Source organism: Rickettsia endosymbiont of Orchestes rusci, assembly GCF_964030945.1.
GTDB lineage: Bacteria > Pseudomonadota > Alphaproteobacteria > Rickettsiales > Rickettsiaceae > Rickettsia.
In genome coordinates this window covers 63,945-83,942 of record NZ_CAXIQG010000004.1, presented here as the reverse complement: position 1 = coordinate 83,942, position 19,998 = coordinate 63,945, and the positions used below count along the sequence as shown (strand labels likewise).

Genomic DNA, 19,998 nt, shown 5'->3' with positions numbered 1-19,998 from the left:
GAGAGATTATTAAATATGATGACGGAAGAAGAATATAAATTATTTAAATTTAAAGTCAAAGATTAAAGATTTTGTAGATAATATTTTAGTTCCTTCTGAGAAAATCCTACTTAAAAAGAATAAAATACCCATAAAATACCCTTCTTTGTGGAGAAAAGGTAGATGAAATATTCTAAAACTATAAAAAATTTTATCCCTCAAAAATATAAAGCTGTTATATATGAAGAATTTGGGAATCCTTCAAGCGTTTTAAAGGTTGTAGAAGTTAATCGTCCGGAACTTAGAGCAGGAGAAATTTTAGTACAAATGAAATTATGCTCTATTAATTATTCTGATTTACTTACTATCCAGGGGGTTTATAAAAGTCGAGTATCATTACCTAAAATACCGGGATTTGAAGGAATAGGTGTTGTTAAAGATATTGGAGACGATCGTGATTCTTACTTGCTTGGTGCTAGAGTATTACCGTTAAAAGGACAAGGGACGTGGCAAGAATATAATATAGCTTCTTCTCAAGAAGTTATTTGCATACCAAAGGAAATAAACGATCAAACCGCGGCACAGCTATATATCAATCCTTTAACCGTATGGCTAATGTTAACGGAAGAGTTAAAATTTACAAAAGGTAAAACTTTAGCAATAAATGCAGGCAATTCAGCTTGTGGTTATATTATAGCCAAGTTAGCACAATTGTTTGAGTATAATTTAATATCTATTGTACGTAAAAATGATTATATAACAAAATTAAAAGAGATTGGGGCTTCTTTAGTAATTAATACAACTGAAGAAGATTTTAAAAATGTAATATTAGAATATACTAATGGAAAAGGTGTAGATTACGCTCTCGATGCAATTGGTGGAAAAGACGGTGAATTATTAGCTGAATGTGTAAATAACGGTGGGGTTATGTTAAATTATGGTTTACTATCCGGTACTCCTCTTCCGTCTTCCTGTTATTCTAATAGTAGTTATAGACATGTAACAATTAAACCATATTTTTTACGAGAATGGATGTATAACGAAGAAATAAATTATCGTAAAAATATTATTCAAGAAATGATAAAAGCTTTTGTAAAGTTAAAAATTGTTTTACCTGTAGAAAAAGAATATACTATCGATAACGTAACAAAAGCAGTTGAAGCAGCACAAGCATCAAGGCAAAATGGAAAAATCTAGTCCTTGTCATGCTGAACTTGTTTCAGCATCTTTTTTTAGTAGATCCTGAAATAAATTCAGGATGACTATGTTTTTCTAGATTGCCACACTCCGCGCAAATGCTCGCAATGACGATTCCGGTAGCCATGCAACAATGCCCTACATATCCTTAATAGCATTTGATTTTATTTTTCATTTTAAAAATTTTATTTCATAAATAACGAAAATGTTTTAATAATTATAGGGGTATCTTTGTTTTTTAAAACTTTCAGACCTATAGATTCAGAGGATGCTAAGCAAATCTTAGAGAAATTTGAATGAGATAAATTAAAAGTAAAAATTATTGTTGTAAATAATAGCACTTATATGTTATTATTTACAACATGATTAATAGACATATAATATCGTTTGTAAAACAATCTTTAAAAGATTTCTCTGCGGTTCTTATTATTGGAGCTAGGCAAGTGGGCAAGTCTACGGTAGTAAAGCAGTTATATGATGAAGGAATTTTTAAATCATATATTACTTTAGATGATATTTCTCAATTAGAAGCGGCTACTGGCGATCCTCATGGCTTTATAAAAAATTCAAATTATCCTCTTGCTATTGATGAAATTCAAAGAGCTCCCGATCTTTTAAAAGCAATAAAAAAATCAATTGATGAAGATAAAAGACCGGGGCGTTTCCTTTTAACCGGATCGGCTAATATTTTTTCTTACCCGGGAGTATCTGAAAGCTTGGCAGGACGCATTGATATAATACATCTTGAAGGGTTAAGCATAGGAGAAATTTTAAATCAAAACAAACCTTCTTCCTTTATATTAGATATTTTTTCAGGGTTAACTATTCATGAATTAAAAGACAAATGGGTTAAAGAATTAGGATATAAACCGGAAATAAATAATCAATTTTTAAATGAACATATTTTCTATGGTGGATTTCCGGAAGTTGTATTAAAAAAGCAAGAAAGATTTCGTGAGCGTTGGTTTTCTTCTTATCAATCAGCATATATTGAACGAGATGTACGAAATATAAATAGATTTTTAGACGTTGTTTCTTTTGCTAAGCTTTTTCGCCTGATTGGTTTACAAAGCGGTAATTTATTAAATCAAAAGAATCTAAGTATTGAAATAGGGTTAGATCAAAGAACAATATCAAGATATTTAGAGATTCTAGAAACAACTTTTCAAGTAAATCAATTAACGCCTTGGTTTAGTAATACGCGTAAAAGATTAATTAAAACCTCTAAAATCTATATGAATGATTCAGGCTATGCTTCATATTTAAATGGTATAGCAACTCCTAATTTGTTGTTAAAAAGCCCCTATTATGGGGCAATATTTGAAACATGGTTATGGGCAGAACTTAGGAAGTTATTAACCTTAACTACGGGTGTAGAGCAAGCATTTTATCGTACACATTTAGGAAAAGAAGTTGATTTTCTTCTATATAAAGGTGATATATTTTGTGGTTTAGAGTGTAAAGCCACAGAAACTATTCAGAGCCGGCATTTTATGGGGCTTAAAGATTTATCTGAAGCACTAGCACCGCGAATTATGCATGGTATTATACTTTATAACGGTAATGAAATAATCACTTTTTCAGATAAATTTCTTGCGCTGCCTTTAAGATGCATCCTTTAAATGCAGTAAGGCTAGCTTCTAAAAAAGCTTTTTTTACCGGGCTACTTATTAATTTCATCTTTTTATCTCTTGCCTTTTTGGATTAGCAACATTTTGAACCGATATAGTCGGCTCCTCATTAATCTTACCTCGTGCTTCCGTTAATACAGCTCTTATTGATACGTCACCTTTAACATTGACTTTGTCTATATCAACTTGTCTTTGCGCTTTCTCTATATTCGGTTTTTCCTCACTAATCGGCTTTAATTCTGTTTCTTCTAATGAAATACTAACAGTTGCAGCTTTATTATCTTTATCATATGGACCTTCAACCGCTATTGATCTTCTTTTGTCTTGTTGCTTTATTAAGTCATCTATTATGCCTAAACGATCTTCTTTAGATAAGCCCTTATTTTGAACTAATTTATTTTCAATAAAAACTTTTTGCTCATCAATTGTATTCTGCTTATTATATTCGTCGATTATTTGTTTTTTTTGATTTTCTTTTGAATATATAGGAGCAGAATTAGAAAGAATGTTTTTTATATTATCAGCTTTAGCTATTACTTTAGAGTCGGGTATTTGGTCAACTAGCTCTGTTGTTGTATCTATAACAGCTTTTGCGGATGTATAAAATTTTTGTTTTGCCGCTTCTTCCTCTGTTGATCTGTTTGAGCTACTACCTTCTAAATTTGCCATTAATTGAGCTGTTAGCGCCTCTACCTGTTGTACATTTTCAGAAGTAGATGAAGGAGTACTAACTGTATCCATTTCAGCATGCAATGGTTGAGGAGGTTGTGTAGTTTTAACTTGCTGTAACGGAGAAGTTGTTGTTTCAGAAACGCCTAATATTTCTTCTTTAGCTTTATTATCATGAAACGGCAACTCTGAAAAAAGTTTAGCTGTTTCTGTTTCTTTACTTACCTTAGCTTTATCTTGCTCCATAATTCTTTCGTTAAGTATTCCTTTTTCAGTATCTAACATTTCAATTGTTTTATCGATAGCTATTTTACCGTCACCGATAGCGTTTTCGCCGCGCTCAGTTTCATATTTTACTAGCTCATCTAATATTACTGCTTTGTCTTTATCGCCTAATGAATTATTGTTATTGGATAGGTCTTTAATAAATGCCGTTTTATCTTTCAATTCTTCTTTTGATAATTCTTCCGGCAATTTACCTTCAGGATTTTTCTGTAAATCAGCATATTTTTCAGCTATAGCTTTATAGCCGTCTACTATGCTTTTACCGCCCTGCTCTTGGTTTTTTAGAATAGGTTGTTGCTGTTCACTATTTATCTTAGCTTTATCTTGCTCTGTAATTCTTTCGTTAAGTATTCCTTTTTCAGTATCTAACATTTCAATTGTTTTATCGATAGCTATTTTACCGTCACCGATAGCGTTTTCGCCACGCTCAGTTTCATATTTTACTAGCTCATCTAATATTACGGCTTTATCTTTATCGTCTAATGAATTATTGTTATTGGATAGGTCTTTAATAAATGCCGTTTTATCTTTCAATTCTTCTTTTGATAATTCTTCCGGCAATTTACCTTCAGGATTTTTCTGTAAATCAGCATATTTTTCAGCTATAGCTTTATAGCCGTCCACTATGCTTTTACTGCCCTGCTCTTGGTTTTTTAGAATAGGTTGTTGCTGTTCACTATTTATCTTAGCTTTATCTTGCTCTGTAATCCTTTCGTTAAGTATTCCTTTTTCAGTATCTAACATTTCAATTGTTTTATCGATAGCTATTTTACCGTCACCGATAGCCTTTTCGCCGCGCTCAGTTTCATATTTTACTAGCTCATCTAATATTACTGCTTTATCTTTATCGCCTAATGAATTATTGTTATTAGATAGGTCTTTAATAAATGCCGTTTTATCTTTCAATTCTTCTTTTGATAATTCTTCCGGCAATTTACCTTCAGGATTTTTCTGTAAATCAGCATATTTTTCAGCTATAGCTTTATAGCCGTCTACTATGCTTTTACTGCCCTGCTCTTGGTTTTTTAGAATAGGTTGTTGCTGTTCACTATTTATCTTAGCTTTATCTTGCTCCGTAATCCTTTCGTTAAGTATTCCTTTTTCAGTATCTAACATTTCAATTGTTTTATCGATAGCTATTTTACCGTCACCGATAGCGTTTTCGCCGCGCTCAGTTTCATATTTTACTAGCTCATCTAATATTACTGCTTTATCTTTATCGTCTAATGAATTATTGTTATTGGATAGGTCTTTAATAAATGCCGTTTTATCTTTCAATTCTTCTTTTGATAATTCTTCCGGCAATTTACCTTCAGGATTTTTCTGTAAATCAGCATATTTTTCAGCTATAGCTTTATAGCCGTCTACTATGCTTTTACCGCCCTGCTCTTGGTTTTTTAGAATAGGTTGTTGCTGTTCACTATTTATCTTAGCTTTATCTTGCTCCGTAATCCTTTCGTTAAGTATTCCTTTTTCAGTATCTAACATTTCAATTGTTTTATCGATAGCTATTTTACCGTCACCGATAGCGTTTTCGCCGCGCTCAGTTTCATATTTTACTAGCTCATCTAATATTACTGCTTTATCTTTATCGCCTAATGAATTATTGTTATTGGATAGGTCTTTAATAAATGCCGTTTTATCTTTCAATTCTTCTTTTGATAATTCTTCCGGCAATTTACCTTCAGGATTTTTCTGTAAATCAGCATATTTTTCAGCTATAGCTTTATAGCCGTCTACTATGCTTTTACCGCCCTGCTCTTGGCTCATATTCATAACTTTATCGTTAGCTATTTCTTTCACAGTTTGTGATAAATCTACGCTATGACCTTTATTTACGGCGACTTCTTGCATCATTGCTTCATATTTACCGCGTGTTACCGGCATCGTATAAATTTCACCGCCATGCTCAATATATCCGATTGCCTCTTTCCCTTCACCCATAAATTTTATAGGCATCGGCGAGCTTATTTCCTTAAGTAGCGGCTTACCGTTAGGCCCTTCTTCGTAATGAGCGGTAAAATAAACTGCTTTATCTATAGAAGGCTTATTGCCGTTTTTATCCAACGCTACTATCGATAAATGCATATTACCGGCAGCACCGTCTAATTTTGTCGGAAAATCTATGGTACGGTAAGATTTAATTGTTACCGGCTGATTATTTCCGTCTAAAATTTGTATCGGGTTAATTGCATGCGTCGTTTCGGTTAAAGTACAAATTTCATCACCGACATCATTGGTAACTTTTTGGGATTGAGTAGTGTTTTTATTAGCGTCTTCTCCTTTATCACCGTCCCACAACATGGGTTTAAAGCGATTTTCAAATTGTTTATGGATATTTCTATAACCATTTATTTCAATTTTTTCAAGTTCCCCCTTAATCTCTTTATCATTGAGAACTGCATAAACTAACTTTCTTTTTTCTTCCTCATCTTTAAGATTCTTTAAAAATTCTCTAAACTTTTTATCATTTTCTAATTGTTCTGCTAACTCAGGGTTTTGCCTACTAATCTCCAGTCTTAGTATTTCCCTTTGCGCTGTTAGGATTTGATCCCTTATAGCTTGAGTAATTGGATCAACTATTCCCTCGTCAGTTATAGAAGAAGATAAAACATTAAGCTCCGGTGTTGATGTCGTCGTCGACTGAAAAAGACCGTCCCGTGCTGGTATTATAGTAGTCTTTATCGCCTCTACTTCATCGGTGTCTGTTTTATAACTTGACTCGTTACCGGTATCGGTTTCTTTACTCATATCATCTCCATAATTATTGAAATAATTAAACTATTTTAATAGTAAGTTTTAAATTTAATTATTTCAAGTTAAAACTTACTATTGACAATTTTTTTGAACACTATTTTCTATTGCCGCATTATATTCTTTATTTAATTCTTTTGTTGCCCAAATCCATATTGAGCAAGTAATAATAAATATTATCATTAAACACAGAGAAATCGACTGATAACTTGCAGAAGGCAAAATAATAAAAACTATTGATTGTAAAAATGCGCTAGCGGACTTACCGAGTTTTGTTCCTATTACGTCGGCGGCGGCTTTACCTTTTATCTTTAATTCGTTATCAAGAGGCACATAAGACATTTCTTTTGTTGAATCGAATAAGGTATATTTACTGGATTTACTAAGCACGTTTTGAATAGCGCCGATTGTTACAGCAATTAAAGTCGGATCGGTTAAGATAAAGCTAGCCGCTATTATCACGGCAAATCCTTCAAAATTATTGACGGAAAAAAATAATAAACCGGTGGTAAAAACCATTATCGGGGTAATAATAGCCGCTGTAAACCAGCCAAGTTTTCTGACAATATTTGAACCTAAAATAACAAATATCAAAGTAAATATACCGGTATAACTTAAATAACTACCGATAAAAGCCGCATATTCGGTAGGAGTTTTATAAATTCTTGTTGCGGCAGCTTTCCAAGGACCTTCGGCTAAATTTATTGCTATCCCGTAGCAAATAAGTAAAGTTGCAATTAATCTTATATGTCTAGACGATGCAATCATTTTAAAGCTTTCTACAAGCGTCATTGACTTCTTTTTTACTTTAAACTTTAATAATGCAAGATGCTGCTTATCTAATATTTTATGATTAAGTAACCAAAAAGTTTTAATAGCTATGAATCCTAAAATCAAAACTATAGTTAATATAACTTGGACTGAAATTGTGTTATAAGATGCTTGCAAAGCAAATTTATTGGTAAAATATTTATTTATATATTCGAGATTTGTTAAAAACTGCCCTGCTAGATAAAGCCCTGTCTGTCCAAGCAAACCGAATAACGGATAGAATCTTTTTGATTCTTCGACCGTAGTAACGTTATTGACGAATTGCCAGAAAAGTAAGGCAAAAACTACATTAGGCCATAATTCGGCGATAATATAAAATAAGGAAAAACTCCAATTCGATAAGAGGAGAATAAACCATTTAAGATTAGGAAAAGATTGAATTAATGATCGAGCAGTATCGGCATTTAAATGCAGCATTTCATAATTTGGAAAAATAACAAAAGCAAATAGTGCAAAAAATGCTAAGAAAACTGACATAATAAGGTAGAAAATATTTTCCCCTTTCATGTGATTAACAAGCTTAACGTAAATAGCCGTGACTAAAAAGGCTGCCGGCATCACTCCCCAAAATTTAAGGAAAGAAATAGTCTCTACACCAATCATAGTGTTAACGATGCTATCCTTTAAAGCTCTGATTAAATTTTGAATAAATAAAATACAGAACATTAATAAGGTTATAGCTAAGAACTTAGAAAGCTCAACACGCTCTATGGGCCAAATATAGTCTAAAAATTTGTTGATTTTGGTAGCAGATTTGTCTAGATTAGTTTTTAACGATGAAGAAGAATTTTTTGAAATGTCCGGAATAATTGTCATCTTTCAGCCTAACCTACTTGTTGCTTGGTTAGAACCTTATATTAAAGATTTTTCTTATTTAAGTCAAGTGGAAATTACGTGTCATTCCCGCGCAGGCGGGAATCCAGAAAATACAAAAAAGTCATCCTGAATTTATTTCAGGATCTCTTGAATTAGATGCTGAAACAAGTTCAGCATGACAAAAGAAAAAGCTGGATTCCCGCTTTTAGCTAGAATGACATCGAAAATTCGAGCCATGCAAAAACAGCGCGCGCAGGCGGGAATGATATAAAGAGGTGCGGGAATAATATCAAATATGAATAATTATTGGCTAAATATCTATAAGCCGAAAGGTATAAGCTCGGCAAAAGCCGTTGCGATAATTAAAAGAACACTCGGTAAGGTAAAAATCGGTCATGCAGGAACTTTGGACGTAGAGGCAGAAGGCATTTTACCTTTAGCCGTCGGTGAAGCGACAAAATTAATGCCAATACTAATCGATGCTAAAAAAACTTATATTTTCACTTTGCAATTCGGCGCACAAACCGATAGCGGTGATTACTCGGGGAAAATAATAAATACCGCTAGTTATGTTCCTTCTAAAGAAGAAGTTTTCAACGTTAGTTCTAAATTTACCGGTATAATCTCACAAACTCCTCCGGCTTTTTCGGCTATTAAAGTTAACGGCGTTAGATCTTATAAACTTGCAAGGCAAGGTCTCGCAGCAGAATTAAAAGCACGAAATATAACGATTTACAATCTAAAATGTATTAATTTCGATGAAGAAAAAGCGACTGCTACTTACTGCGTCGAATGCTCAAAAGGTACTTATATAAGAAGTTTAGCGGAAGATATGGCATTATCCTTGCAAAGTTTAGCATTTGTGATAGAATTACGCCGTATTCAGGTTGGGGCATTTAAAATGGAAAATGCTATTATAATGTCAAAACCTGAAGAATCAAAGCAAGAGATAACAAAAGAGTTTCTTGAGGAAAAGAGTATAAGAATTGAGGCAATACTGGACGACATCCTGGTTCTTGACGCTACTTTTGAGCAAGCACAAAAAATTAAATACGGACAGAAATGTTATTTTAATTCTAGACCGTCTGAAGATGACGTTACTCTTTTATGGGTTCGTTATGAAGGTGTTTTGCTTGCTATCGGCAGTTTAAACAAGAATTGCTTTAATTCTATGCGTGTGTTTAATTTAATAAAATAAGGAGATTTATCGATGTCGATTACAGCTGAGCGTAAACAACAACTAATTAAAGAATATTCACTTACGGAAGCCGATACAGGGTCTAGCGAAGTACAATGTGCTATTTTAACCGAGAGAATCAATAACTTAACTGAACATTGTAAGGTTAATCTTAAAGATTTTACCACCAGAAGAGGATTATTAATCTTAGTCGGTCGTCGTCGCAGGTTACTAAATTATATTAAGAAAAAAAGTGTAAGTAATTATTTAGAGCTAATAGGTAAGCTCGGAATTAGAAAGACGCGTTAGGGGTTCCAAGGTAGAACGCCTTGCGGTGTCATTCTAGCTAAAAGCGGGAATCTAGAAAAATACTTTTAGCGTCATCCTGAATTTATTTCAGGATCTATTAAAAAAGATGCGCAAAACTTGTTCAGCATGACAATGAAAAGTCTGGATTCCCGCGAAAGCGGGAATAACACCTCCTAACAATGACAAGCTTAAACGCTAAATTAACAAAAAAACCAATTAATATTGTGAGATAAAATGTTTAATGAAATAACGAAAACAGTAGAATGGGGCGGGAAAACCTTTGAGATAAGTACCGGTAAGATTGCTAGGCAAGCAGACGGCGCAGTAATGGTGAAAATGGGTAACTCCGTATTATTATGTACGGCAGTAAGTGCTAAGGAAGCAAAAGAAGGCATAGGTTTTTTCCCGTTAACTACCCATTATAGAGAAATGGCAGGTGCAGCCGGTAAAATACCGGGCGGATTTTTTAAACGCGAAGGTAAAGCATCAGATAAAGAAGTTTTAATATCTCGCTTAATCGACAGACCGATCAGACCTTTATTTCATCCAGCTTTTGTTAATGAAACGCAAGTAGTTTGTACTGTTCTTTCATATGATCCTGAATGTAGTACCGATATCCTTGCAGTTATCGGTGCTTCGGCAGCGTTAGAACTCTCCCCTGCTCCATATACGGAAATTATTGCTGCTAGTAAAGTCGGCTTTATTAATGGTGAATTTGTCTTAAATCCATCATTTGAAGCCTTAAAATCTAGTCAATTAGAATTAATCGTTGCCGGCACTGAATCTTCCGTAATGATGGTTGAGTCAGAAGCTAATTTATTGTCCGAAGATCAAATGCTTGCAGGCGTAAAGTTCGGATATGACGCATTTCAGCCGGTAATTCAGATAATAAAAGAACTTAGCAAAGAAGCCGGCAAACCAAAATTACAAATGAAGGATTTATACCCTGCTCATTTAAAAGAACAAATCGAGCAAATGGTTGGTAAAGAAATAAAAGAAGCTTTTACTATAACTTCAAAACAGGAACTTAGTACTACTTTAGATGCTATCCCTGCTAAAGTTCTTGAGCATTTTGCCGAGGATATCGCTAATAAAAATTATAGCAGCTATCAAATTGAATCTGCTCTTAAATCAGTTGAAGCTAATATATTACGTAATGATATTTTAAAAAATAACTCTCGTATTGACGGACGTAAATCTACCGATATCAGACAAATTGCTTGTGAAGTAGGAGTTTTACCAAGAACTCACGGCTCGGCTTTATTTACTAGAGGCGAAACGCAAAGTTTAGTGACCGCAACGCTTGGCACTACTCAAGATGAACAAATCGTTGATAGTCTAGAAGGTGAGTATAAAGAGCGGTTTATGCTTAACTATATTTTCCCGCCTTATTGCGTTGGGCAAGCAACACCGATGAGAGCGCCGGGACGAAGAGAAGTTGGACATGGTAAACTCGCATGGCGTGCTATTAATTCCGTCTTACCGACTAAAGCGCAATTTCCTTATTCAATCAGAATAGTTGCCGAAACTACCGAATCTAACGGCTCTTCTTCAATGGCAACGGTTTGCGGTACTTCACTTGCTTTGATGTATGCAGGTGTTCCTATAAAGGCACCGATTGCCGGTATTGCTATGGGACTAGTTAAGGAAGGCAGTAAATTTGCCGTATTATCGGATATACTAGGCGATGAAGATTATTTAGGGGATATGGATTTTAAAGTAGCCGGTAGTAGTGAAGGAATAACTGCGCTGCAAATGGATATAAAAATATCCGGCGTAACTTTTGAAATAATGAAAAAAGCCTTAGAGCAAGCAAAAAACGGTCGTTTGCATATTCTTGAACAAATGAATAAAGTAATTAATTCACCTAATTTGGATATCAGTCAATATGCGCCTTGTACTCAAAGCATAAAAATTGATAAAGACAAAATTAGAGAAGTTATAGGTGCCGGCGGCAAAGTAATAAAAGAAATTTGTGAAACTAGCGGTGCTAAAATCGATATCAGCGATGACGGTACGGTATCTATTTATGCTTCAGGCAAAGATAAATTAAAAATCGCCATCGATAAAGTTAAAGCAATTGCCATTGAGCCTGAAATCGGTGAAATATTTAACGGTACCGTAGTAAAAGTATTAGATTCCGGCGCATTTATTAACTATCTCGGCAGCAAAGACGGCTTCGTGCATATTAGCGAAATTTCCGAAGAAAGAATTGAATCGGTAGCTAGTGTGTTAAAATACGGTGATATAGTAAAAGTTAAACTTATCGGCTTTGATAATAAGGGCAAAGCAAAATTAACTATAAAAAATGTTGTACTTTCAGAACAAACGGCAAAAGTTAATGTAAAACCGAAAAACAACGATAAGGAAAATACCGAGACAGAGCAACGAGAAGCTAACAAAAAACGAACACGAAATGAAGAAAATACCGCTGAAAACGGTAATGTGATCAAAGAACGTAAATATTTTAATTAAGTATACCTACTTTCAGGACATTATTGCCTGGATGTTAAAAATGCTTAAAACTTGTCATACCGTGGCTTGACCACGGTATCCAGAAAAAAAACTTAATAAAAGACTGGCTGCCGTGGTCAAGCCGGCGTTGTTGCATGGATGGTTAAAAACGCCTTCGGTGTCATTCGCGCAGGCGGGAATCCAGAGAAATACTTAAAATAAGTAAAATTATATAATAAATTACTATTTAATTTGCTCATATTAATTTTCTGGATTCCCGCCTACGCGGGAATGACATAATGGGGTGTAGGAATGACATCGAAAATTCGAGCCATGCAACAAAGCCACTAAGATGAGCTAAAAGAACGAGTACTATAATTCAATAATTTTTTCAATATTTACTTTAATTATCGGAGATTTATTGATTTCATGTTTTAAGGTTTTGCGGATAGTCGACTTTATAGCTTCTTCAATTTGTTCAGTTGATAAAATTCTTTTTGTTTGCTTATTTTGAATTTCAATAAGTTTAGCAATATCGTTTTTGATTAAATTAATTAATTTAATATCTTCTTTTGAGTCAAGTAGCCCGGGCATCGATAACATAGGATTTGCCGCTAATGCGCCTTTGTTATTTACTACCACCGAAGCTATAACTATGCCAGACTCACGCATGCGCCTACGAGCTTTAAAGATTGAAGACTCTACCGGTAATAGATAATTGCCGTCAACCGCTAAATAGCCGCTATTAACCTTAGCAATTACTCTGGAATTATTAGGCTCAAGCAATACTACACTGCCGTTTTCTACCTCTACTGCATGTTTTATGCCGTTTTTCTTAGCAAGTTTAACATGTTCGTGGATGTGAACCGGTTCACCGTGGACAGGCACACAAACGTTGGGTCTAATTAAAGAATACATTTTTTTAAGCTCGTCAATGGCCGGGTGACCCGATACATGCACAAAATGGTCGCGTTCGGTAATCACTTCAACACCGGCTTTAACAAATATATTAAACATCCGAAATATTTTCTTTTCATTACCGGGTATGATCTTTGAAGAAAAAATTACGGTATCTTTTGGAGCTAATTTTATTGATTGATGAGAATTACTTGCCATTTTGGCGGTCGCAGCCATCGGCTCACCCTGGCAGCCGGTAGCAATTACTAATAATTCTTCTTTTTTAAATCTACTTATATCTCTCTCATTGATTAACGGCTCGATATCTTTAAAATAGCCGCTTTCTTGCGCTGCAAGCATCATCCTATGCAAGCTTCTACCGGTTAAAACAACTTTCCTGCCCGCTAACTGCCCTGCATGTATTAAAGTATCTAATCGCGCCAAATTTGAGGCGAAAGTTGAAATCACTACCAATTTAGGACAGCCGGCTATTATATCTATCAGGCTTTTACGTACTTCGCCTTCCGAACCTGAACTACCTTCATTAAATACGTTAGTCGAATCGCATATTAAAGCTAAAACTCCTTCATCACCGTAATTCTTTAAAAGCTCTTCATCGGCTTTAAGCCCAAGTACCGGATCATGGTCAAACTTCCAATCTCCGGTATGAAGCACATTGCCTATTTCGGTACGGATCATAATAGCTTGCATTTCCGGCGCCGAGTGTGTTAACGGCACCATTTCAAGAGAAAACGGCTCTATGTTAATTTTCGCGCCGGCATCTACTTCGTGAATCTTGATATTTTTAGCAAAATCATATTCGGCTAAACGCAGCTTTAAGAAATTTGCCGTAAATCTAGTAGCATATATTGGACATTGCAGACTATTCCACAAATATTGTACGCCCCCTAAATGATCCTCATGAGCATGCGTAAGTATAAGCCCCACTAGATCTTTTTTATATTTTTCAATAAAGCTAATATCGGCAATTACCATATCGACGCCGGGTAAATAATCATCGGCAAACCCGCTACCGCAATCAATCATCAACCACTTACCTTTATAATGATAAAGGTTAACGTTCATCCCTATTTCGTTAGCTCCACCGAGCGGCAAAAAGAGTAAATCATTTTGATGGTTTTTGATATTGAATGATGACATAATTAATTTCTATAGTTATTATAATCTTATCTTATAACTTATTCTTGTTCTATCGTCTATGATTAATAATTGTTTAGTTTATATAAGTATGTTTATATCAGGAACTATTTTAGTTATACTTACTTTATTTCCTACACTAGACCTAGATTTTTCCACATTTTTTTATCACAATAATAACGGCTTTATTTATAAGAATACCGATATAGTGAGGTTTTTATTTCTATCCATACCGATATTAACAAAAGCTTTAATTATAATATCTTTATTTTGGGCATTTTTTGATTTTATTAAATATAAAAAATTAAAATCTATTTTTTTGTCATGGAGTTTTTATATCATTATTACGGCGGCTATCGGTCCGGGGCTAATAGTTAATTACGGCTTAAAAGAAAATTTCGGCAGAGCGCGTCCAACGCAAATAGAAAATTTCGGCGGCAAAAAAGATTTTACTAGAGCTATGTTAATAACCGATCAATGTGATCGTAATTGCTCATTTTGTTCCGGTCATGCCGCGATGGGTTACTATTTCACTAGCTTTGCTTATATTTTACCGCCTATATATTTTTCATGGGTTTACATTACCGCCCTACTCTTCGGTTCGTTAGTAGGCTTTAGTCGTATATTGATGGGCGGACATTTTATTAGCGACGTTGCTGCATCGTGTTTTATTATTTTAGTAGTTAATCATATATTATATTTGGCATGGCAAAAATTGTCTCGATGTCATTCTCACAAAGCATAAGCGTTGTTGCATGGATACCCAAACCGTCATTGCGAAGCCACGAAGTGGCTGCGGCAATCCAGACTATCCCGAATTACATTCGGGATTTAAGCTTAACTAGATTGCCACGTCGGCATAAATGCCTCCTCGCAATGACGTTTGAGGTATCCATGCAACAATGCTGGCTTGACCACGGTATGACAATTTCACTTACTTCAAAGAGGAACTTAATCCAATGAACATCAATAAAATAGCGGTGGTTTATAATAATTCTCCTAAATCCGTTGCACTTGCCGAGCAGCTTAAAAAACTTTTTTCTTTTAGTATGCCGGAAGAAGCTGAAGCGATTATCGTAATAGGAGGAGACGGCGAATTGTTACATGCAATTCATCGCTATATGAATCTTAATCTACCTTTTTACGGTATTAATTTAGGCAGTTTAGGTTTTTTAATGAACCCCGTGAATAATGAGCAATTATTAGAAAATTTACATGAAAGTATGATTGCTTATTTAAATCCCCTTTCAATGCACGCGGAAGATGTTAACGGCAATAGCCATCATGCTCTTGCGATAAATGAAGTTTCAATATTTCGGAAAACCAATCAAGCCGCCAAGTTTAGAATTGAAGTTAATCAAATTGAGCGGATGAGTGAATTAATAGCCGACGGGGCTATAGTTGCCACTCCTGCCGGTAGTAGTGCCTACAATCTTTCCGCAGGTGGACCTATTCTACCGCTAGAGTCAAACGTATTATGCTTAACTCCTATCTGTGCATTTAGACCGCGAAGATGGCACGGAGCGTTACTGCCCTCCTCTACTTCCATCAAATTTGAAATACTTGAAGTGAATAAAAGACCGATAAATGCAGCGGCAGACTTCCAAGAATTTAACAATATAAAATCGGTGACTATTAAATCAGTAAAAGACAAAGCTATTAAATTACTTTTTAATAAAAACCACACGCTGGAAGATCGAATTATTAAGGAACAGTTCGGTGGGTAGATAGGATATTGTGGTGTGGATCAAAAAAAGCTCTCGGTGTCATACCGTGGCTTGACCACGGTATCCAGCTTTTTTACTAAGATTTTTTCTGGATGCCGTGGTCAAGCCACGGCATGACACCGAATTTGTAATAACATGGGTATCAACTACCTTCTTTCAGTTCTTTATTATATAGTTTGTAATATTCCCCTTCATTTGCTAATAATTGTTCATGGGTACCTTGTTCGCAGATACTGCCGGCTTTCATAACGATTATATAGTCAACATCGGTAATACTTGCTAAGCGGTGGGTAATAATCAAAGTAGTTTTTCCTTGACGAAGTTTTTTTAATGATTCTATAATTTTTTGCTCGGAATTTTGGTCTAAAGAACTCGTAGCCTCATCCCAAATTAAAATAGGAGAGTTTTTTAAAAATGCTCTCGCTATCGATAAGCGTTGACGTTGTCCACCGGAAAGAGTTGTCCCTTGCGTGCCTATTACGGTATCATAGCCGTCAGGCAAACGCATAATAAACTCATCGGCATCCGCATATTTTGCCGCGGTAATTATTTGCTCTCTCGTAGCATTTACAGCGTCATTCGGAAAGCCTGATACAAGCGAATTTTTCGGCATTCGCCTGTGCTCACGTACTTTTGTACGGTAGCTTAGCTCTTCCTCAAATTCATCTTGTCTGAAGCTTTCCGAATTTAGCTGTGTCTTACCGTAAGCAATATTTTCGGCAACACTAGTATCAAATAAATGGGTATCTTGCGTTACCAACGAAATTTGCTTTCGGAGCGAAGCAATTTTAATATCTTTAATATCATGATCATTAATTAAGATTGTCCCTTCGCTTGGATCATAAAACCTAACTAGCAAATTACTAAGAGAGGTTTTTCCACTTCCCGAACGCCCGACAAAGGCAATAATTTTATTAGGAGTTAGTTTTAAATCAACTAATTTTATAGCTACTTTACTTTGAAAATTTAATCCAACTTCTTTAAAAGCTATTTTCGCATTAGTAAAATCGACATGTAAAGCATTTGCGTGATCTTTTATAACCGGCTCGGTATCTAAAATAGTAAAAACCCTTTTTGCGGCAGCTATTCCTTCTTGTAAATTAACATTTAACGAGACTAAACTTTTGAAAGGTCTATAAGCCGTAGCAAAAGCTGTTAAAAAAGCAAATAACGCACCCGGGGTAGTTTTACCCTCCATTACTAAACTGCCCCCATACCATATAATACCGCCGATAGCAATCCCGCTTAACGTCTCCATAATAGGTGAAACTAAAGCATCTAATTTTGAAGTCTTTTTATAGAAGCTTAAAATATTATTGACGATTAATAATGCTCTATTACTTTCTATTTTCTCACCGACAAAAGACTTTACGATCTTAATCGATTGAAATGTCTCATCAAGGCGTGAAGTATAATGCCCTAGCTCTTCTTGTGACTGCGTCGATATTTTTCGTATTCTTCTACCTAATTTTTGCACCGGATAAATAGCAAGAGGGAAAACAAAAAAAGTTACGCAAGATATTACCGGCTCTAACTTAAACATTACTATTATTAAAAATAATACGGTAAAAAAATATTTAGCGCAGCCGACAAGCAGATTTGAAACTGCTCCACGCATCATAGTAATATCATTTGTAAAGCGTGATATTATCCTTGCCGATGATTGCGACTGGATAAAAGAAATATCGGCACACAATAAATGTTCATACATCTTCATTTGCAAATCGGTTAGAATACATTGTCCGATATATTTAACTAAGTAATTCTGATAATATTCTGAAACTCCTTTTATAAAAAACATTGAGGTAATCATAAAAGGCATTAATAAAAGCATCTTCTTATCGTGCGTTAGAAATATTTGATCGATGATCGGCTGAACAGATTTAACAATATTTGCCGAACAAATAGCCGAGACAATCATAAAAAATATTGCCAGAAATATTTTTTTAGAATAAGGCTTAATAAAATTTTTAAGTAGCCTTTTTATGACTTTGGTAGCACTATAATCCTGATTTGATATTTTTACTGACGACAAAATTTTATCCTTCGTTAATATTTTCATTGAAAATGTTATATTGACTATTATTGTCACTATTGCTGTGAGTCGGAGCCGGTAATCCTAAATGCCGGAAAGCATTAAGCGTTATTACCCTTCCCCTAGGGGTACGCTGCAAAAATCCTATTTGAATTAAATACGGCTCGATAGTTTCTTCCAGTGCATCACGTTGTTCCGACAAAGCTGCGGCAATTGTCTCAATCCCGACGGGACCGCCGCCGTAATTATCGGCAATAAATTTTAAGTATCGATCGTCGTTACTATCAAGCCCGATACTATCAACTTCCAAACGGTTTAATGCCGAGTTTGCAACAATTTTATCAATTTCTAGCTTGCCTTCAACGGCGGCAAAGTCTCTTATCCGTTTAACGAGTCTTAGAGCAATTCTTGCCGTTCCTCTACTTCTTTTAGCTATTTCTTCGGAACCGCAATCGGTTAAATTAATTATAAGTAATTTACTTGCCCGATTTAATATTGATTTTAACTCATCTATATTATAGAAATTTAAACGCAACGGGATACCGAATCGATCTCTTAGAGGGTTGCTTAATAATCCGAGCCTAGTAGTTGCACCGATCAGGGTAAAGGGCGGTAAGTTTATTTTTACCGATCTAGCCGCCGGTCCTTCACCGATAATAATATCTAAGACAAAATCTTCCATTGCCGGATATAAAACTTCTTCAACCGAAGTGTTAAGACGATGAATTTCATCAATAAATAACACATCATTTTTTTCTAAATTAGTTAGAATTGCCGCAAGATCGGCAGCTTTTAATATTGCCGGTCCGGAAGTTGATTTAAAATTTCCGCCAATCTCGTTGGAGACAATTTTTGCCAAGGTAGTCTTACCAAGACCGGGAGGACCGTAAAATAATGTATGGTCTAAATGTTCCGATCTTGCTTTAGCAGCTTTAATAAAAATTGATAAATTTTCTTTAATTTGTTGCTGTCCGACAAATTCCTGTAAATAGGAAGGTCTTAAAGAAAATTCTTGATCATTTTGTTGATCATTGTAATTTTCTTCAGCCGATAAAATATTGTCAGAAACCTTTTCAGACATTAGAACCACGATTTTTTAAGGCAAGTTTAATTAATTCATTAATAGAGATTTCCGGATTTTTTGCAATAAGTTCCTGCACGACATTTTGAGCTTCAAATCTATTAAAGCCGAGATTGCTTAAAGCCTTTATCACTTCAGAGCTAGCAACCGGGCTAATACCGCCTAAATTTAAATCGCTTTTAATTGCGGCGTTAGAGCCGGTTCCTATTAAAACTTTATCCTTCAACTCCATAATTATCCTTTCGGCAAGTTTTGCTCCTACCCCTGAAACGGCTTTGAAACTGTTCTTATCCGCTTGATTTACGGCTAGTTGAATCTCTAGCGGCGTCAAGCTAGACAAAATAGACAAAGCCATTCTGGTACCGATACCACTAACCGATTGTAATAAATTAAAAAAGGCTTTTTCTTCTAAAGATAAAAATCCATAGAGATGAATATGATCATCTCTGACATGGGTTTCAATAAATAATCGACAAAATTCTCCTTCCGGCAATTTACGCAAAGTTTTACCGGAAGCGTATACTAAGTACCCTACCCCGTTCACGTCGATTATAATATAATCATCGTAACAAGAATCTATTTTACCACTTAACTTACCGATCATGATTTGTTATTTATCTTTTTTTAATTTTTTGTTTTTACAATATATGAGTGCAAGCATCGGCAATCCCGTAATAATAAATGCTAAAATATAATGAATAAGTAAAGGTCGCTCCATAGCATGACATTGCCCGTCATCAGTTATGCCTTCAGCAAAAACAATATAGGCTACTATAATGGTAACCGCTAAATATAGAAAAGCATAAGCCGAATATTTTATTAATTTAAAAAAACAATTCATAAATATTTCCTATTACTGTTATAATTATATATTAGAATGAAGAGTTGTTACATTATCGATGTCATTCTAGCTTTCGCGGGAATGACATCAAAAATTTGAACCCTGCAACAAAGCCTTTAGTCGCTCGCAATGACGTTTGGGGTATCCACGCAATAAT

Annotated in this window: 17 protein-coding genes; 9 read left to right on the top strand and 8 right to left on the bottom strand. The window is 34.9% G+C overall.

Translation table 11 applies throughout. The features are described from left to right. Nucleotides 1–162 precede the first annotated feature (162 nt). Entirely contained in the window at nucleotides 163–1,176 is a 1,014-nt protein-coding gene (locus AAHM91_RS03955; RefSeq protein ID WP_342269955.1) for a zinc-dependent alcohol dehydrogenase family protein, read from the top strand. Nucleotides 1,177–1,538: 362 nt separating this feature from the next. After that, nucleotides 1,539–2,798, top strand: coding sequence for an ATP-binding protein (locus tag AAHM91_RS03950; RefSeq protein WP_341792670.1), 1,260 nt, complete (start codon nucleotides 1,539–1,541; stop codon nucleotides 2,796–2,798). Nucleotides 2,799–2,852: 54 nt separating this feature from the next. On the opposite strand, the gene AAHM91_RS03945 is transcribed toward AAHM91_RS03950, so the two are convergent. Beyond that, nucleotides 2,853–6,512, bottom strand: a complete 3,660-nt coding sequence (locus AAHM91_RS03945; RefSeq protein WP_342269954.1) for a Sca4 family spreading effector — start codon at nucleotides 6,510–6,512, stop codon at nucleotides 2,853–2,855. 78 nt (nucleotides 6,513–6,590) lie between these two features. Next, on the bottom strand, nucleotides 6,591–8,162 hold the full coding sequence (locus AAHM91_RS03940) for an Npt1/Npt2 family nucleotide transporter (protein WP_342269953.1): 1,572 nt from the start codon (nucleotides 8,160–8,162) through the stop codon (nucleotides 6,591–6,593). Between AAHM91_RS03940 and AAHM91_RS03935 the strand changes: the two genes are divergently transcribed. The 4 genes from AAHM91_RS03935 (at nucleotide 8,143) to pnp (ending at nucleotide 12,123) form a co-directional block, all read left to right on the top strand. After that, on the top strand, nucleotides 8,143–8,292 hold the full coding sequence (locus tag AAHM91_RS03935) for a hypothetical protein (protein WP_342269952.1): 150 nt from the start codon (nucleotides 8,143–8,145) through the stop codon (nucleotides 8,290–8,292). The two genes, AAHM91_RS03940 and AAHM91_RS03935, sit on opposite strands and share 20 nt — an antisense overlap. A gap of 165 nt (nucleotides 8,293–8,457) precedes the next feature. Then, nucleotides 8,458–9,360: a tRNA pseudouridine(55) synthase TruB gene (truB, locus tag AAHM91_RS03930; RefSeq protein WP_342269951.1), complete on the top strand. Its 903-nt coding sequence runs from the start codon at nucleotides 8,458–8,460 to the stop codon at nucleotides 9,358–9,360. A 12-nt stretch (nucleotides 9,361–9,372) separates the two neighbouring features. After that, nucleotides 9,373–9,648, top strand: coding sequence for a 30S ribosomal protein S15 (gene rpsO, locus AAHM91_RS03925; protein WP_253307642.1), 276 nt, complete (start codon nucleotides 9,373–9,375; stop codon nucleotides 9,646–9,648). Nucleotides 9,649–9,882: 234 nt separating this feature from the next. Next, nucleotides 9,883–12,123 (top strand): polyribonucleotide nucleotidyltransferase, encoded by a 2,241-nt coding sequence (gene pnp, locus AAHM91_RS03920; RefSeq protein ID WP_342269950.1) that lies wholly within the window; start codon nucleotides 9,883–9,885, stop codon nucleotides 12,121–12,123. 116 nt (nucleotides 12,124–12,239) lie between these two features. On the opposite strand, the gene AAHM91_RS03915 is transcribed toward pnp, so the two are convergent. Both AAHM91_RS03915 and AAHM91_RS03910 read right to left on the bottom strand, forming a co-directional pair. Further along, nucleotides 12,240–12,362, bottom strand: coding sequence for a hypothetical protein (locus AAHM91_RS03915; RefSeq protein WP_342269949.1), 123 nt, complete (start codon nucleotides 12,360–12,362; stop codon nucleotides 12,240–12,242). A 112-nt stretch (nucleotides 12,363–12,474) separates the two neighbouring features. Then, nucleotides 12,475–14,160 (bottom strand): ribonuclease J, encoded by a 1,686-nt coding sequence (locus AAHM91_RS03910; protein WP_342269948.1) that lies wholly within the window; start codon nucleotides 14,158–14,160, stop codon nucleotides 12,475–12,477. Nucleotides 14,161–14,248: 88 nt separating this feature from the next. Here AAHM91_RS03910 and AAHM91_RS03905 point away from each other — a divergent pair, with 88 nt between their 5' ends. Genes AAHM91_RS03905 through AAHM91_RS03895 form a run of 3 tightly spaced genes read left to right on the top strand, consistent with a single transcriptional unit; the run spans nucleotide 14,249 to nucleotide 15,884 of the window. Next, a complete protein-coding gene (locus tag AAHM91_RS03905) occupies nucleotides 14,249–14,902 on the top strand; it encodes a phosphatase PAP2 family protein (RefSeq protein ID WP_342269947.1) in 654 nt (217 codons plus the stop codon). Beyond that, complete coding sequence (locus AAHM91_RS03900; RefSeq protein ID WP_342269946.1) at nucleotides 14,881–15,120, top strand: hypothetical protein; 240 nt, start codon at nucleotides 14,881–14,883, stop codon at nucleotides 15,118–15,120. Before AAHM91_RS03905 ends, AAHM91_RS03900 begins: the two co-directional genes overlap by 22 nt. Further along, nucleotides 15,117–15,884 (top strand): NAD kinase, encoded by a 768-nt coding sequence (locus AAHM91_RS03895; RefSeq protein ID WP_342269945.1) that lies wholly within the window; start codon nucleotides 15,117–15,119, stop codon nucleotides 15,882–15,884. The genes AAHM91_RS03900 and AAHM91_RS03895 overlap by 4 nt, the downstream gene beginning before the upstream one ends. A 142-nt stretch (nucleotides 15,885–16,026) precedes the next feature. Here AAHM91_RS03895 and AAHM91_RS03890 read toward each other — a convergent pair whose 3' ends face one another. Genes AAHM91_RS03890 through AAHM91_RS03875 form a run of 4 tightly spaced genes read right to left on the bottom strand, consistent with a single transcriptional unit; the run spans nucleotide 16,027 to nucleotide 19,841 of the window. Beyond that, nucleotides 16,027–17,946, bottom strand: coding sequence for an ABC transporter transmembrane domain-containing protein (locus AAHM91_RS03890; RefSeq protein WP_342269944.1), 1,920 nt, complete (start codon nucleotides 17,944–17,946; stop codon nucleotides 16,027–16,029). Then, nucleotides 17,924–19,000, bottom strand: coding sequence for a Holliday junction branch migration DNA helicase RuvB (gene ruvB, locus AAHM91_RS03885; protein WP_342269943.1), 1,077 nt, complete (start codon nucleotides 18,998–19,000; stop codon nucleotides 17,924–17,926). Before ruvB ends, AAHM91_RS03890 begins: the two co-directional genes overlap by 23 nt. Further along, the gene (ruvA, locus tag AAHM91_RS03880; RefSeq protein ID WP_342269942.1) at nucleotides 18,993–19,604 is read right to left on the bottom strand and encodes a Holliday junction branch migration protein RuvA; all 612 of its coding nucleotides are present in this window, start codon (nucleotides 19,602–19,604) and stop codon (nucleotides 18,993–18,995) included. The genes ruvB and ruvA overlap by 8 nt, the downstream gene beginning before the upstream one ends. Before the next feature lie 6 nt (nucleotides 19,605–19,610). After that, a complete protein-coding gene (locus AAHM91_RS03875) occupies nucleotides 19,611–19,841 on the bottom strand; it encodes a Holliday junction ATP-dependent DNA helicase RuvA (RefSeq protein WP_253307653.1) in 231 nt (76 codons plus the stop codon). Between the last annotated feature and the right edge of the window lie 157 nt (nucleotides 19,842–19,998).